Below are 13248 nucleotides of genomic sequence, written 5' to 3' on the forward strand. Positions count from 1 at the left end.
AAAGGTACATATCGAGCAGCCAGGAAATTGCATCTATTCGAGCCGATGTTTGCATTAATCTCGGTATCATTTCTTATAGGTTTTGTGATTTTGAAGTTTTTACTTGATGGAAGGTTGCAAGTATTTCTTGTTATCTCTTCGATTCTTTTTGTGTCGGTAAGCATTTTAATAATTGCAAATGTAAATTATGGGAAGCAAATGACGAGGGAAAAAAAGATATTCAACCATTGGGATTTTATTTTTTATGGTTTTTCCTTTACTGTTTATGTCTGGTATGGGAGAAATTATAAGTGATCGCTCCATGAATATAATTGGAGTTAAGAAGGATGACGCCACATTTTTGTTAAAAGATAACGATTTAGAAATGGCAAGGCATTTGACAGGTAACAATGGGCAATCATTCTTCTATGGCGATGTGCTATTTACTGGCGTGGGAGACACATCATTACTCATCATCAACCATAAGCGATTGATCGTGAAAAACGCCAACTTAACAATCTCTTTTTAGGCGAGGTCAGGTCAATTTCTTGCGACTACCAGCAGACGGGTAAACCCCAATAAAGCCATTTTTAGCGTCTGCAACCCTTTAAATTGCCGTAAGTGCATGATTTTAAAAGTCCTTAAAAAGTCTTTAAAATCCCTCGGCTGTAAGGCTGTGCGGGTTCAAGTCCCGCCCCGGGCACCATATCGCTTTACCAATAAAATCAATGATAAGCAGTGTCGTCAAGCCGCCCCTCAGAGGCGGTTTTTTGTGCCTGAATTCCTTTTCCTGATATCCATTCATAATATTATTTCCCGTTCACCTGCCATCCGGCGACGGTTAATCCCACGCGCGTGTCGCCAGTGCCACCACGCATATTGATGACGAAAATACTACCCAGCCTTCACCTTCAGGGCTTGCCGGTTGGCAGGCAGAGAGCAGCTAACGCCTCAGCGCTCCTGTTCCGCCTTCCGTTTGCGTCGGCCGCTTTCAAAGCGCATTCCTTGGTTCAGGGACGTTCAGGATTTTATTTCCACTGGCGATTCAGTTGTGATTTAAGCTGACAACTGACAAAACACGCAAAAAAAGATAATTTATCGCGGATACCCACAAGGAATGAGGATAGCGATATGAAAAATATTTTGTTGGCTGCGTGCCTGACTGGCTTGCCTTTGATGGTCGGTGCAGCAGAAAAACCGTACCTTTACGACTTTGTGCAGGGAAAGGAAACGGGTAAGGCCTATCATGACCTTATTGCCAAAGAAAAACTGCCGTCCTGGGTAAAAGAGGGCGGCACCAGCACCCCGGCAAACGAGGTGACCATTAATGGCAAAAAGTATCTCGCCCTTTCGGGTTGTAAACCTCATAACTGCCCATCGCAATCAATCGCCATTCTTTATTCATTAGATAAGGGTGATATTCATGGCGTTTACTCTGAATACAATCTCTCTGATAACCGTCAGAGCTTAAAGTGGATGAATCTTGATGCGATGGATTCAGATGATATGAGGCGTGTACTTTTCAGCAGACTTAATGGCGATGTATCAAACTGAATTGCTGAGCCATTCATAAACCTCCTTCGGGAGGTTTTTTTTTGGATAAAGATGGCAGGGGCGCGTATCTGTAACCGCCTGGGGATCAGGGCGGGCTCTCATCTGAAGCCGTCGTCTTGAGATCGTTACCGGCTGCCCGGGAGAGTCAGGAAACTGCGCAAGGTTAAGCCCATTCTGTTTTCATCCGTCTCAATGCAGGGTGATTCACATCATGAAGAGCGCCGCCGAGCGCCACTATAATTTCTGAGGGACGAAGCGGCATCGTATGAAGCGCAGGCAACAGGTTAAATGTCAGCCTGCGGCTGCGCCTTTCGGCATTAGCCAGCCTGCAACGCAGACTGGCTGAAACAGACTATCCCTGCGGTTGTCCTGCCGGGCCAACACCGCCTGGTGCGCCAACCGGCTGCTGCCCGCCCGGAGGGGGTGGTGGGGCCTCTTTGCCTGGCGGTGGTGGCGGTGGTGCATCTCTGCCCGGCGGTGGTGGTGCACAGGCAGTGAGTGTCGCAAGTATAGCCAGCATCGATAACAGGTAAGCAATACGTTTCATCGTAATTCCCTGATCAGGTAAGCGGAACGTTGAGTATAGAGAATCGCCGTAAAATTACCTGGACGAGGTAACATGTCCGAGCCAGAGAGAGAATTTGTGGCGATTATATGAGACGTCTCTCAACCCGAATAAACGGGCGATGCTTTTTGGGCCGGAGCAGGTTAAGGTGGTTCATTATTTAAGAGGAGTCGTTATGAATGGCATTATGAAGTTCGTCCGCGGATGGCTGGTGTTCTCTGTACTGTGGGGCGTATTCATGTGGTTTATGTCATGGCATCAGCAGGGCAAAGAGCCAGGCCTGGCGATTCTGACAAGTCTCTACGCCGGTTTAATCTATCAGGCGCTGATTACTATGGTTGGCCGCTATCGGGCGCGGCGGCAACAGGCTGAGTAAAGTCTGCTGCCGGAGAGGCAGCAGAACGGCGTTTTAGCCGAAATTACCGGTCAGGCGCTGATGGAAATCAGTGCTGCGCGGATCCAGCCCTTCAATCGTCACGTCTGCACCATAACGCTGATAGCGATATTCAATACCATCCAGCGCTGCGACGCTGGATGCATCCCAGATCTGCGCGTGCGTTAAGTCAATCGTCACTTTTTTCGGGTCATGCGCATAATCAAAATGCTCAAACAGATCGTTGCTGCTGGCAAAGAACAGCGGACCGCGTACCTCATAGCGTACCGACTTACCATCTTCACTCAGCTGACGTTCAGCATGAATGACATGTGCAATACGGCGGGCAAACAGCAGCATCGCCAGGATCACTCCAGCGAGTACGCCCAGTGCCAGATTTCCTGTCCAGACCGTTACCGCCACTGTCAGCACCATAATCAGCGTCTCTGACCACGGCATACGTTTCAGTGTGTTGGGCTGCAGGCTATGCCAGTTAACGGTTTTCACTGCCACCACCATCATGATACCGGCCAATACCACCATCGGAATTTGCGCCATTATCCGGCTCAGTCCGGTCACCAGCAGCAGCAGCACCAGACCCGCGGCCACGGTTGAAACGCGGCTGCGCGCACGGCCCAGCTCAACGTTGACGATAGTCTGACCTATCATCGCGCATCCGGCGATACCGCCATAAAATCCCGCAAGGATATTTGCCACACCCAGACCCCAGGATTCGCGGCGCTTACTGGACGGGGTATCGGTCAGGTCATCGACCAGTTTGGCGGTCAGCAGCGACTCCATCAGCCCGACAAAGGCGATACTCAGTGCGGTGGGCCAGATAATCTGCAGAGTCTGCAGGTTAAGCGGTACCAGCAGGCTGTTAAAACCGGGCAGGCCAGGACTCATCGGTCCTTCATCGCCCACGTTCGGCATGCGATAGCCCATTAATAGCGCGACGCCCGTCACCACTACAATGGCAACCAGCGGAGAAGGAACACTCTTTAACAGACGCGGTAACAACAGCACGATTGCCAGGGTCGCGACAAAGAAGATCCACACCAGAGATGACTGGCCCCAGACGTGCGGCACCTGAGCAAAGAAAATCAGCACGCCCAGCGCATTCACAAATCCCAGCATCACCGAGCGGGGGATGTAGCGCATCATGCGTGCCAGACCGGCCACGCCAAACAGAATCTGAATCACGCCGCCCATGACTACCGCGGGCAGAATATATTCAACACCGTGCAGATGAACCATCGGTCCGATTACCAGTGCGACAGAACCGGCAGCCGCCGTAACCATCGCCGGGCGTCCGCCGAGTATCGACAGGGTCAGGCAGAGCACGACCGAGGCGATGAGACTGACTTTAGGGTCTACACCGGCAATAACGGAAAAGGAGATCACTTCAGGGATTAATGCCAGCGCGGTAATTACCCCGGCAAGGCATTCGCGGGTCAGCAACGCAGGCGAACGCAGAACGCGCCCCACACTGATATCGCCCGCCACAACGTCGGTTGCGGCAACATCATTGGTTTGAGTCATAAAGGTCTGCAGGCTCTTTAGTTGTTTTGCTCCCGCGCGAAGGGCGGGAAGATCAGGCTCATGGTGAGGGGCAGATAGTACCGGGCGACGGGCAAAGATGCCAGAAAAAGGGGGGAACTCCCTCCATGGAGTCAGTCTTACAGCGAAAAATCATCCGGGGTCTTGTGGACCACGAGGTCGAGCAGCTGGCGGTAGCTATCCAGCATTTCCCTGTCACTTTCCAGTTCAAGCCGATGAATAAGTTTGGAAATAATGGCTTTATTATTTACTGGCATGCCTGACTGCAAAATTTCTGCAATCAGGATACCCAGCATTTCCATCTCGCTGGCTGGCTTGTTGGCCGCAGGGTTAAAATAATCAGCGATTTCCTGATTGGTCCGGGGAATAATATATTGCATGTGTAAGCCCTTCAGAACAGCCCGATTCCGGTTCGGATGTCAGGACAAAAGCGATCAAAAAAACCACCGCATGGACAGATGCGATGGTACCAGTGCCACAAATTGAGCAAACAAAAATTAACCTCTGAAGGTGGAAATCCACTGACACCTTCAGAGGCGACGCAAATGCATCATTCGTTACAGAGTCGCATACAACTCGTGGCAGTAAACTTATACAATGAATAACTATCTGTAAAATCGAATTCTTTAGCAAAATGTGCCATTCACAACTTATCAAGGAGTTATAATGATTATTCCGACACAAAAGTTGTACAAATAACCTATACAGATGGCGGGTTTGGCGAACCGGGTGGAAAAAGCCGGGAAGCCGTGGCCAGCTTCCCGGGAAAAAATTAGCTGAACAACACCAGTTTAGCCGTCAGCTTACGCAGGTTTTTTTATCGCCGACGATGGCAATGCCCAGCAGCCGCCATTGCACCAGCCAGGCGTGAGGCGGCAAACCCCAGTGCGTCTGGAACAGGCGTGATAACCGGAAGCGATCCACCTGCAGCTGCTGCGCCATCTGCAGCAGGCCGGGATTTCCGCATGATGGGCAATCAGCCAGTCACGCGCCTGCAAAGCCAGCCTGGCATCTTTATCGACGGGCTGAGCGGGCAGTGACCATTGCCGGTGCGAGGTGAGCTGACTGAACATCCGATCCATCGCCGCCTCTTTGATGATCGCGGGATGGTTGTACCACAGTGCATCAAACGCGTGCCAGACAGCATAAGCCAATGGGCGGTCGTCGCGCAGTGTGGTTGCAAAGCGGAGTTCACGCGGCAAGGGGTCATCAGCCTGATTAGGCGTAAGCTGCTGCGCAATCTGTTGCGGTGAAAGATAGAGCATACGATAGGTGAAGCCGCTATGGTTGATAGCATCGCCATCATGCAACTCCTCAGGCTCCAGCATAAAAACCGTGCCGGGACGGCTTTGATGCTGTTTGCGCCGCGAATGAAACTGCTGTACACCTTGCTCGGTCACGCCAATAAGATAGCTGTCGTGCCAGTGGGGATCCCAGGCGTGGCCAGTGAAATGGGCGCGCAATGCCTCAATACCGCTAACGGCGTCACGGCGCAAATCGATCCAGTTTGCTGATGCCTGATTCATGTTATCCGGCTCCTGATTGCGGCCTCTGGACATTCTGACGCGATCCACTAATTTTTAACAGACCGGACGCTTTTCAATCGCGTTTCGCTTTGCGTATAATAACGCCTCCACTCAATTAGATATCTTACTATTAGGCTGCTAACATTTGTCTGAGCATACGCGTACCTTTACCCACTTACTGCATCTGACCGCCCATGCCTGGCGCCTGGCGGTTGATCGTCACCTTAAAGATAGCGGCTTAAGCATGAGCAGCTGGATGGCCATCGGGCTGATTGCCAGTGAGCCGCAGCGCATGACGCAGACCGAACTGGCGCAACTGCTGGGGCTGGAAGATGCCAGTATGGTGCCGCTGGTGGATCGGCTGGTGAAACAGTCGCTGCTGACGCGGGTACAACCGCCAGAAGATCGCCGTAAACGTCACCTGGTGCTGACCGATAAAGGCAATGAAGCCTTCGCCAAAGTGAAAACCGAGGCTGATGCTCTCCGTACTGAAATGCTGGCTGATATTGATCCCGGGGATCTGGCCGTCACCGAGCGCGTCCTGCAACAACTGCTGAGCCGAATGGGAAGCATGTAGCAGTGGCAAAGCGAAATCCCTACGCAGCACGCGAGTGGTTACCGCACGAAAAACCGATGTTGCCGGGTTCGCCCTCGACGCCGCTGCATCCCATGCCAAAGCGTCTGGCATTTGGCCTGATCGGCTTACTGATTTCGCTGACCGGCGCGTTAAGCAACGCACTGGTCACCGCGAACCTGGTTAATCTGCAGGGCACCTTTGGAGCCTGGTCGAATGAGATTGCGTGGTTACCTGCGGTCTACGTGATGGGCAACATCTCTATAAATCTGCTGCTGGTAAAATTCCGACAGCAGTTTGGCCTGCGTGTCTTTACTGAAGCCTTTCTGGTGCTTTATGTACTGGTCGCATTCTTTCATTTATTCGCTAACGACCTGAGCTCGGCGATCATTGTGCGCACCGCCCATGGCATGGTGGCGGCGGCGCTCAGCTCACTGGGCATCTACTATCAGGTTCAGGCCTGGCCCGCAAAACATCGCCTGAAAGCGCTGGTGATTGGCCTGACGGTCTCTCAGCTGGCTATTCCGCTGGCCCGCTTATTTTCGTCAGAATTACTGCAGCTCAACGAGTGGCGTGGCCTTTATCTGTTTGAACTCGGTCTGGCACTGATCGCGCTGGGTGGGGTGCTGCTGGTGAAACTGCCACCAGGCGATCGCATTAAAACCTTTGAAAAGATGGATTTCCTGACCTTCGTTCTGCTGGCGCCTGGCATGGCGCTGCTGTGCGGCGTGCTGACGCTGGGTCGCATTGAATGGTGGTTCACCACGCCGTGGTTGGGAATCTGTACTGCAATTGCCCTGACGCTGATTGTCGCGGCGATTGTTATTGAGCATAACCGGCGTAACCCCCTGATTAACACCCGCTGGCTGAGCAGCGGCATGATGGTGCGGCTTGGCATTGTCATGGTCATGATCCGTATCGTACTGGCGGAACAGAACACCGGCGCGATCGGCTTTTTGCAGCAGATGGGTTTGCAGAACGATCAAATGCGCGGTCTGGCACTGGCGATCATGGCCGGGGTTATCGTGGGCATCGCCGCCAGCGCACTCACCATCAAACCCAATCATCTCAACTGGCCGATTGTCGCCTCGCTGGTGGTGATGATTATCGCCTCGCTGATGGATGCGCAATCCAGTCCGCTGACCCGTGGCCCCGAAATGTATCTGAGCCAGTTTTTGCTGGGCTTCAGCAGCGCCTTTTTCATGGCACCGGCGATGCTGATGGGCATTGGTAGCGTGGTGACCCAGCCAAAAAACCTGGTGAGCTTTGTGGTGCTGTTTGGCATGAGTCAGAACCTGGGTGGACTGATCGGCTCAGCGATCCTTGGCACTTTTCAGGTCTGGCGGGAAAAATATCACTCCAGCCTGCTGGGCGATCAACTCTCACTGCTCGATCCTAACGTTACCGAACGGCTAAGCCAGTACAACGCGCTATTTAATTCACTGGTGGGTGACGACGTTCTGCGCGGTGCGCAGAGCACCACCCAGTTACAGACGGTCGCCACGCTACAGGCTAATGTGCTCGCCTACAACGATACCTATCTGTTAACCGCTGCGCTGGCTCTGGTGACTCTGATGTGGGTCATCTGGCGTTTAACCCGGCGTCGTTATCTTGACTGGCGTCAGGCACAATTTAATCTGCGTGAGCAGCAACAGCTGGCTGCGTTACAGGAATCAACGGAGAAACAATGAGTCAGCAGGATGAGCTTCAGGCGGCAGAACGCGAACGTGCAAACCGTCGACGTATTCTTTCGATAGCCGCTGGCAGCGGTATTGTAGTGATTGGCGTACTGGTTATCCTGTATGCCTGGCAGCTTTGGCCTTTTACCAGCGCAATACAAAGCACCGAGAATGCCTATGTGCGCGGTCAGGTGACCTTTATCAGTCCGCAGGTGAATGGCTATCTCACCTCGGTAAAGGTCATCGATCTGCAGCCGGTGAAGAAAGGGCAGTTGCTGATGACGATTGATGATCGAATCTATCGTCAGCGGGTGCATCAGGCGCAGGCGCAACTGGCGATGAAGCAGGCGGCTCTGAAAAACAATCTGCAGCAGCGGCGCAGCGCAGAAGCGACCATCCAGAGCAATAAAGCGGCGCTGGAAAACGCGAAAGCGCAGGCACTGAAAAGCGGCTTTGATCTCAAACGCGTTGAGAATCTTGCGGCGGATGGATCGCTGTCGGTACGTGAGCGCGACGCCGCCCGCGCAGCAAACGCTCAGGCCCAGGCCCAGGTCCGCCAGGCTGCCGCGCAGATCGCCGTCGCGCAGCAGAACCTGCAAACCGTTATCGTTAATCGCGACGCGCTGGAGGGGGATGTCGAGAGCGCCCGCGCCGCGCTGGAGCTGGCGGAGATCGATCTGGCGAATACCCGGATTACCGCGCCTGATGATGGCCAGCTCGGTCAGCTGTCAGTGCGAACCGGCGCCTATGTCACGGCCGGTACGCGCCTGACCTCGGTAGTGCCCAATCACAAATGGATCATCGCGAACCTGAAAGAGACTCAACTGGCCCATATCCGGCCTGGCCTGCCGGTGACGATTCGGGTCGATGCACTGGATGGCAAACGCTTTAACGGGCAGGTGGAATTTATCTCGCCGGCAGCCGGCTCAGAGTTCAGCGCTATTTCACCTGACAATGCCACGGGTAACTTCGTTAAAATTGCGCAGCGTATTCCGGTTCGGATCCGTATCAACGAGCAGGATATGCAGCAGCTGCGCCCGGGCATGTCGGTTGAAGTCGATATCGATACCGCAGCCCAGGCCGCCGATGAGGGCGCACAATGATGCGTCGCGGCTTACTGGTAAGTGCGCTGATGCTGGCGCTGACCGGCTGCGCCACGCAGGTTGAAAAGGCACCGTCCTCTCTGCCGATCCCCGCCGCCTGGCGCAACAGTGTCGGGCCTGCTGCTGCGCCGGAAGCGGAGTGGTGGCGCGCGTTTCATGATGCGTATCTCAACCGGCTGGTCACACAGGCGCTGCGCAACAATCCTGATATTCTCACCGCGCATTCCCGGGTTGATCAGTATCGCGCCCAGCTGCGCGCCACGCAGGGTGATGAATTTCCGACCCTCAGCGCCGGCGTAGCGGCGACCCGTGAGCGAACGCTCTCGTCAGTGACGGGCCAGCCGTATGAAACCGATGTTTTTCAGGGGTTGTTACAGGCAAATTACGAGGTTGATCTCTGGGGAGCGCGTAGCAACAGCGTCTCGGCGTCGCAGGCAAGCTTAGCTCTGCAGCAGGCCGCCGCGTCTGCTGCAGAGCTGACCATTGCCAGCTCAGTGGCATCGGGTTATCTCAACCTGTGCGCGCTGGATGAACAGTTACGGGTCACCGAGGCGACGCTGGCGACCCGCAACAATTCACTGAAGCTGGCCCAGCGTCAGTTTGAGAGCGGCTACACCTCAAGGCTGGAGTGGATGCAGGCCGCTTCTGAATATCAGTCGGCGAAAGCACAGATACCGCAGCTGCAGCATCAGATCGCGCAGCAGGAGAATGCGCTGAGTATCCTGGTGGGCATGAACCCGCGTAGCATTGCCCGCCGTCAGCAGTTTGACCAGATTCTACCGCAGCAGATGCCGTCGCTGCTGCCGTCCGAACTGCTTAATCGCCGCCCGGATATTGTGCAGGCGCAGCGTCAGTTACTGGCCGCAGATGCCAGCCTTGCCTCATCGCGCGCTAAGCTGCTGCCAGGGCTGAACCTCACTGCCACCGGCACCCTGCAGAGTTCGGTGCTGCACCAGCTCGCAGACAATCCATTCCGGCTCTGGAGCGTGGGCGGCAGCATTCTGGCACCGTTGCTGAACCGTGAAGCGCTGACGGCACAGGTTGATGTCTCAATGGCAACGCGCAATCAGGCGCTGTACGGCTATGAAAAAGTGGTGCGCAACGCCTTCTCGGAAGTCAATGATGCCCTGGACGCTATCCGACAGCGTGAGGCACAGCTTCAGGAACTGCAAAAGCAGGAAACTTACGTAACCGAGGCGCTGCGCATTGCCCGCAACCGCTATCAAAATGGCTACGCTTCCTATCTGGATGAACTGGATGCGCAGCGAACCCTGTTTTCAACTCAGCTGAATCGGGTGGCCGTTAAAAATAATCTGTTGCTGGCGCAGATCGATCTCTATCGCGCACTGGGCGGTGGCTGGGCACCCGCCTCCACACAATGACTGTCCGGGCCGATCCAGCCGCAGTAAGAGTTTCTGCGGCCGGGATCGGCCTCTGCGCAGACGCCGCGACTGCGCATTTTACCTCGCGTTAATCCCTCAAATAACCACCCAAAACCTATACATACTTCTGCTTACCTGTCTTTACATTCGATGGTATCATGCGCGGGTTTTGAACCAGCCAGCCGGAAAAATGCACGTAATGTTAAGCTGGTGTTGGATGATTTTTACGTTTAACTCACTGATAAAAAAGATCAAAGAAGGGACTCGTTATGATCAAAAAAACAATTTTTGCGCTGGCTGTGGTCGCTGCATGATTAACCGGCTGCGCATGCACGCCGCCGATTCATAACGTTAATCAGGCCCTCACTCAGCATGACAGTGATAATCAGATGAAACTGGCGATCATTGAGGCGGGTATTGGCCGGAAACAGCTGATGACACCCGTTTCGCCTGGTGTAATCAATGGTCGTCTGGCCCAGCGTGATGTTGTGGCGACCATCCGCATTACTTACACCAGACAGAATTACCGCATTGAGTCTGTCGGCAGTGAAAACCTGAGAGCGGGACAGGGTGTGATCCTCAATAACGACAACGACTGGATGGCCAATCTCGATCAGGATATTCAGTTGCGGCTGTCGGCCCTGGCCGCCCGGTGATCGGCGTGCTGTTGCAATAATGGGTCGACAGACTCGCTAAGCATAAAGTTCTGCGGCAGCCGGCCGACAAATCAGATGAGCTGCTATTGATGAATCCTTGAGTAAACCTCTACCGTGAGAACCTGATTAGGGTTCGGCAGGTTTTCCGGTACGCACTTTTTTTGCAGAAGGCAGGAGTGACGATCCAATGAACGCCGACTCCACACGTATGATGAAAAGAGTGTTGAGATGAAACTCGCTTACTCACTGGTCGACTGGCAGGCAATGGCTCCGGGTTTAAGCGCGCCAGAAGCCTGGCAGGACTGGGCGCAACAGAGCAGGGCCATCGACCCCTTAGCGGCGATGGCAAAGCCGCAATACTTACCGATGATGACGTCGCGTCGTCTGAGCGGCGGCAGCCGTGCGGCGGTAGAGTGTGGGCTGGCGCTTCTGGCACGGCAGAAGGCAGACGCTATCGTGTTTACCAGCCGTCACGGTGAACTGGAGCGTAATCTGCGTATTCTTAATACCCTTGCAGATCAACAGTCAATGTCACCTACAGACTTTGCCATGTCAGTTCACAATTCGGCGGTTGGCAGCCTGACCATTGCGGCAAAAGCGCCGCTGGTTTCGACCTCCATTGCGGCAGGCATGGACTCTTTTCAGCAGGGATTGATTGAAGTCAGCGCTCTGCATCAGGCGGGTTATCAGCAGGTGCTGCTGGTCGACTTCGACGGCATCGTGCCGGACTATTATCTGCCGTGGCTGGCGGATCAGCGCGTGAATTTTCCTTATGCGGTGGCACTGCTGCTGCGTGCGGGCGAACAACTGTATTGCACTGGCTGTAAAGGCGAAGAGAAGAGGGCAGAAACGCTGTTACCGCAGAGCCTGCGTTTTCTGCAGCAATGGCTGGCGGCTTCGCCCACCTTCAGCCTGGCAGGCGAACGCCTGACATGGCACTGGGAGAGAAGTCATGGCTGATTGCTCACAACCCGCTCAGCACTCAGGCAGCCGCCTTAACTACTGCTGGCGACTGGTGATGACGGCCGTCAATTTTACGCTGTTTGGGCTGGGCGGACTGCTGCTGTCACTGATTGGCTTCAACCTGCTACTCCTGATCCAGCGCGATTCTCTGCGCCGCCGGCTGCTGGCCCGACGCGCTATCGCCTTTAGCTTCCGCTGCTTTCTGCGTTTCTGCCGGATGACCGGCGTTTACGACTACCGCATTGAAGGCGCAGAGCTGTTGCAACAGGATCGCGGATGCCTGATTGTCGCTAATCATCCGTCACTGATCGACTACGTGATGATCGCGTCGGTACTGCCAGAGATGGATTGTCTGGTAAAGGCCGATCTGCAAAAAAATCCCTTTATACGTGGGGTGATTCGCGCCGCCGATTATCTGATCAACAGTGAAGCGGAGACGCTGCTGCCGGACAGTCAGCAGAGACTGGCGCGCGGCGACAATATCCTGATTTTTCCGGAAGGCACCCGTACCCGTTACGGTCAGCCGCTGACTCTGCAGCGCGGAGCCGCCAATATTGCGGTGCGCGCCGGATGCGATCTGCGCGTGGTTCACATCACCTGCAGCCAGCGTATGCTTGATAAACAGAGCCGCTGGTATCAGATTCCGCCGGTTAAACCGCTGTTTACCGTGCGAGTAAAGTCACGAATCGACAGTCAGTCATTTTGTGAAAGCAATCCCGATGCGCAGCCACTGGCCGCGCGTCGCCTGACCCGCCACTTAGAGCAGGCGCTGGTCCCCCAGAACAGGTAAGACGAAAACCGGTATGGATTCATTAATTAACGATATCAAACAGATGATTATCGACACGCTGAACCTTGAAGATCTCAGCCCCGATGATATTGAGACTGACGCTGCCCTGTTTGGCGACGGGCTGGGGCTGGACTCAATTGATGCACTGGAACTTGGCCTGGCAGTGAAAAATCGCTACGGCGTGACGCTCTCTGCGGAAAGTGAAACCCTGCGTGCCCACTTCTTCTCTGTCGCGACGCTGGCCGCGTTCGTCAACCAACAGCGCGGCTGAAAGCGGAGACAATCTTATGATGAACAAAGAAGAGATTTATCAGGAAGTGACTTCGCTGCTCACCAGCCTGTTTGAAATTGCGCCCGAGGATATCCACCCCGAGGCGCGTCTGTATGAAGATCTCGAGCTCGACAGCATTGATGCTGTCGATATGGTCGTGCACCTGCAAAAACGTACCGGCCGTAAAATCAAACCGGAAATCTTCCGCGCGGTCCGAACTGTGCAGGATGTCGTGGATGCGGTGGAACAACTGATGCGCGAAGACGCCTGATC

15 protein-coding genes, 1 tRNA gene and 1 pseudogene are annotated in these 13248 nt (G+C 54.3%); 13 read left to right on the top strand and 4 right to left on the bottom strand.

What is annotated here, in order from left to right; genetic code table 11:
* Window positions 1-244: 244 nt before the first annotated feature.
* From NP77_RS17245 to NP77_RS17250, 3 genes are all read left to right on the top strand, one after another.
* Window positions 245-508 (top strand): hypothetical protein, encoded by a 264-nt coding sequence (locus tag NP77_RS17245; RefSeq protein ID WP_156137302.1) that lies wholly within the window; start codon window positions 245-247, stop codon window positions 506-508.
* 85 nt (window positions 509-593) lie between these two features.
* Window positions 594-685 (top strand) — tRNA-OTHER (locus tag NP77_RS23495).
* Window positions 686-1110: 425 nt separating this feature from the next.
* The gene (locus tag NP77_RS17250; protein ID WP_039660985.1) at window positions 1111-1533 is read left to right on the top strand and encodes an Ivy family c-type lysozyme inhibitor; all 423 of its coding nucleotides are present in this window, start codon (window positions 1111-1113) and stop codon (window positions 1531-1533) included.
* Between the two features lie 352 nt (window positions 1534-1885).
* Here the strand turns inward: NP77_RS17250 and NP77_RS23095 are convergent, their stop codons facing one another.
* On the bottom strand, window positions 1886-2080 hold the full coding sequence (locus tag NP77_RS23095; protein ID WP_003849973.1) for a hypothetical protein: 195 nt from the start codon (window positions 2078-2080) through the stop codon (window positions 1886-1888).
* 193 nt (window positions 2081-2273) lie between these two features.
* Between NP77_RS23095 and NP77_RS17255 the strand changes: the two genes are divergently transcribed.
* Window positions 2274-2474 carry a DUF6404 family protein gene (locus NP77_RS17255; protein ID WP_003849972.1) on the top strand — a complete coding sequence of 67 codons (201 nt, stop codon included), beginning with the start codon at window positions 2274-2276 and terminating at the stop codon, window positions 2472-2474.
* 33 nt (window positions 2475-2507) lie between these two features.
* Here the strand turns inward: NP77_RS17255 and NP77_RS17260 are convergent, their stop codons facing one another.
* The 3 genes and pseudogenes from NP77_RS17260 to NP77_RS17270 all read right to left on the bottom strand — a co-directional run.
* Window positions 2508-4013 (bottom strand): SulP family inorganic anion transporter, encoded by a 1506-nt coding sequence (locus NP77_RS17260; protein WP_039660988.1) that lies wholly within the window; start codon window positions 4011-4013, stop codon window positions 2508-2510.
* A gap of 137 nt (window positions 4014-4150) precedes the next feature.
* Window positions 4151-4411, bottom strand: coding sequence for a biofilm/acid-resistance regulator YmgB/AriR (locus NP77_RS17265; RefSeq protein WP_003849968.1), 261 nt, complete (start codon window positions 4409-4411; stop codon window positions 4151-4153).
* A gap of 463 nt (window positions 4412-4874) precedes the next feature.
* A pseudogene (locus NP77_RS17270) lies at window positions 4875-5557 on the bottom strand (AraC family ligand binding domain-containing protein); the annotation flags it as partial.
* A gap of 145 nt (window positions 5558-5702) precedes the next feature.
* Between NP77_RS17270 and NP77_RS17275 the strand changes: the two are divergent.
* From NP77_RS17275 to NP77_RS17315, 9 genes are all read left to right on the top strand, one after another.
* Entirely contained in the window at window positions 5703-6134 is a 432-nt protein-coding gene (locus tag NP77_RS17275) for a MarR family winged helix-turn-helix transcriptional regulator (protein WP_003849964.1), read from the top strand.
* A 2-nt stretch (window positions 6135-6136) separates the two neighbouring features.
* A complete protein-coding gene (locus NP77_RS17280) occupies window positions 6137-7822 on the top strand; it encodes an MFS transporter (RefSeq protein WP_008925900.1) in 1686 nt (561 codons plus the stop codon).
* Window positions 7819-8913 carry an HlyD family secretion protein gene (locus NP77_RS17285; protein WP_003849960.1) on the top strand — a complete coding sequence of 365 codons (1095 nt, stop codon included), beginning with the start codon at window positions 7819-7821 and terminating at the stop codon, window positions 8911-8913. The genes NP77_RS17280 and NP77_RS17285 overlap by 4 nt, the downstream gene beginning before the upstream one ends.
* Window positions 8913-10295, top strand: coding sequence for an efflux transporter outer membrane subunit (locus NP77_RS17290; protein ID WP_039661095.1), 1383 nt, complete (start codon window positions 8913-8915; stop codon window positions 10293-10295). Before NP77_RS17285 ends, NP77_RS17290 begins: the two co-directional genes overlap by 1 nt.
* Window positions 10296-10684: 389 nt before the next feature.
* A complete protein-coding gene (locus NP77_RS17295; protein ID WP_008925902.1) occupies window positions 10685-10951 on the top strand; it encodes a hypothetical protein in 267 nt (88 codons plus the stop codon).
* Between the two features lie 228 nt (window positions 10952-11179).
* Window positions 11180-11911 (top strand): beta-ketoacyl synthase chain length factor, encoded by a 732-nt coding sequence (locus tag NP77_RS17300; RefSeq protein ID WP_039660992.1) that lies wholly within the window; start codon window positions 11180-11182, stop codon window positions 11909-11911.
* Window positions 11904-12704 carry a 1-acyl-sn-glycerol-3-phosphate acyltransferase gene (locus tag NP77_RS17305; RefSeq protein ID WP_003849954.1) on the top strand — a complete coding sequence of 267 codons (801 nt, stop codon included), beginning with the start codon at window positions 11904-11906 and terminating at the stop codon, window positions 12702-12704. Before NP77_RS17300 ends, NP77_RS17305 begins: the two co-directional genes overlap by 8 nt.
* A 13-nt stretch (window positions 12705-12717) precedes the next feature.
* On the top strand, window positions 12718-12975 hold the full coding sequence (locus NP77_RS17310) for a phosphopantetheine-binding protein (RefSeq protein ID WP_003849953.1): 258 nt from the start codon (window positions 12718-12720) through the stop codon (window positions 12973-12975).
* Between the two features lie 16 nt (window positions 12976-12991).
* Window positions 12992-13246 carry an acyl carrier protein gene (locus NP77_RS17315; protein WP_039660993.1) on the top strand — a complete coding sequence of 85 codons (255 nt, stop codon included), beginning with the start codon at window positions 12992-12994 and terminating at the stop codon, window positions 13244-13246.
* Window positions 13247-13248 lie beyond the last annotated feature (2 nt).

Origin of the sequence: Pantoea sp. MBLJ3, assembly GCF_000816655.1 — a bacterium.
Classification (GTDB): Bacteria; Pseudomonadota; Gammaproteobacteria; order Enterobacterales; family Enterobacteriaceae; genus Pantoea; species Pantoea eucalypti.

What these genes read in the sequence shown, in the direction of transcription:
- NP77_RS17265 (WP_003849968.1), bottom strand. Translation starts at nt 4,411, where the DNA reads ATGCAATATATTATTCCCCGGACCAATCAGGAAATCGCTGATTATTTT.
- NP77_RS17250 (WP_039660985.1), top strand. Translation starts at nt 1,111, where the DNA reads ATGAAAAATATTTTGTTGGCTGCGTGCCTGACTGGCTTGCCTTTGATG.
- NP77_RS17305 (WP_003849954.1), top strand. Translation starts at nt 11,904, where the DNA reads ATGGCTGATTGCTCACAACCCGCTCAGCACTCAGGCAGCCGCCTTAAC.
- NP77_RS17255 (WP_003849972.1), top strand. Translation starts at nt 2,274, where the DNA reads ATGAATGGCATTATGAAGTTCGTCCGCGGATGGCTGGTGTTCTCTGTA.
- NP77_RS17260 (WP_039660988.1), bottom strand. Translation starts at nt 4,013, where the DNA reads ATGACTCAAACCAATGATGTTGCCGCAACCGACGTTGTGGCGGGCGAT.
- NP77_RS17295 (WP_008925902.1), top strand. Translation starts at nt 10,685, where the DNA reads ATGAAACTGGCGATCATTGAGGCGGGTATTGGCCGGAAACAGCTGATG.
- NP77_RS17310 (WP_003849953.1), top strand. Translation starts at nt 12,718, where the DNA reads ATGGATTCATTAATTAACGATATCAAACAGATGATTATCGACACGCTG.
- NP77_RS17315 (WP_039660993.1), top strand. Translation starts at nt 12,992, where the DNA reads ATGATGAACAAAGAAGAGATTTATCAGGAAGTGACTTCGCTGCTCACC.
- NP77_RS17285 (WP_003849960.1), top strand. Translation starts at nt 7,819, where the DNA reads ATGAGTCAGCAGGATGAGCTTCAGGCGGCAGAACGCGAACGTGCAAAC.
- NP77_RS17300 (WP_039660992.1), top strand. Translation starts at nt 11,180, where the DNA reads ATGAAACTCGCTTACTCACTGGTCGACTGGCAGGCAATGGCTCCGGGT.
- NP77_RS17245 (WP_156137302.1), top strand. Translation starts at nt 245, where the DNA reads ATGGTTTTTCCTTTACTGTTTATGTCTGGTATGGGAGAAATTATAAGT.
- NP77_RS23095 (WP_003849973.1), bottom strand. Translation starts at nt 2,080, where the DNA reads ATGAAACGTATTGCTTACCTGTTATCGATGCTGGCTATACTTGCGACA.
- NP77_RS17290 (WP_039661095.1), top strand. Translation starts at nt 8,913, where the DNA reads ATGCGTCGCGGCTTACTGGTAAGTGCGCTGATGCTGGCGCTGACCGGC.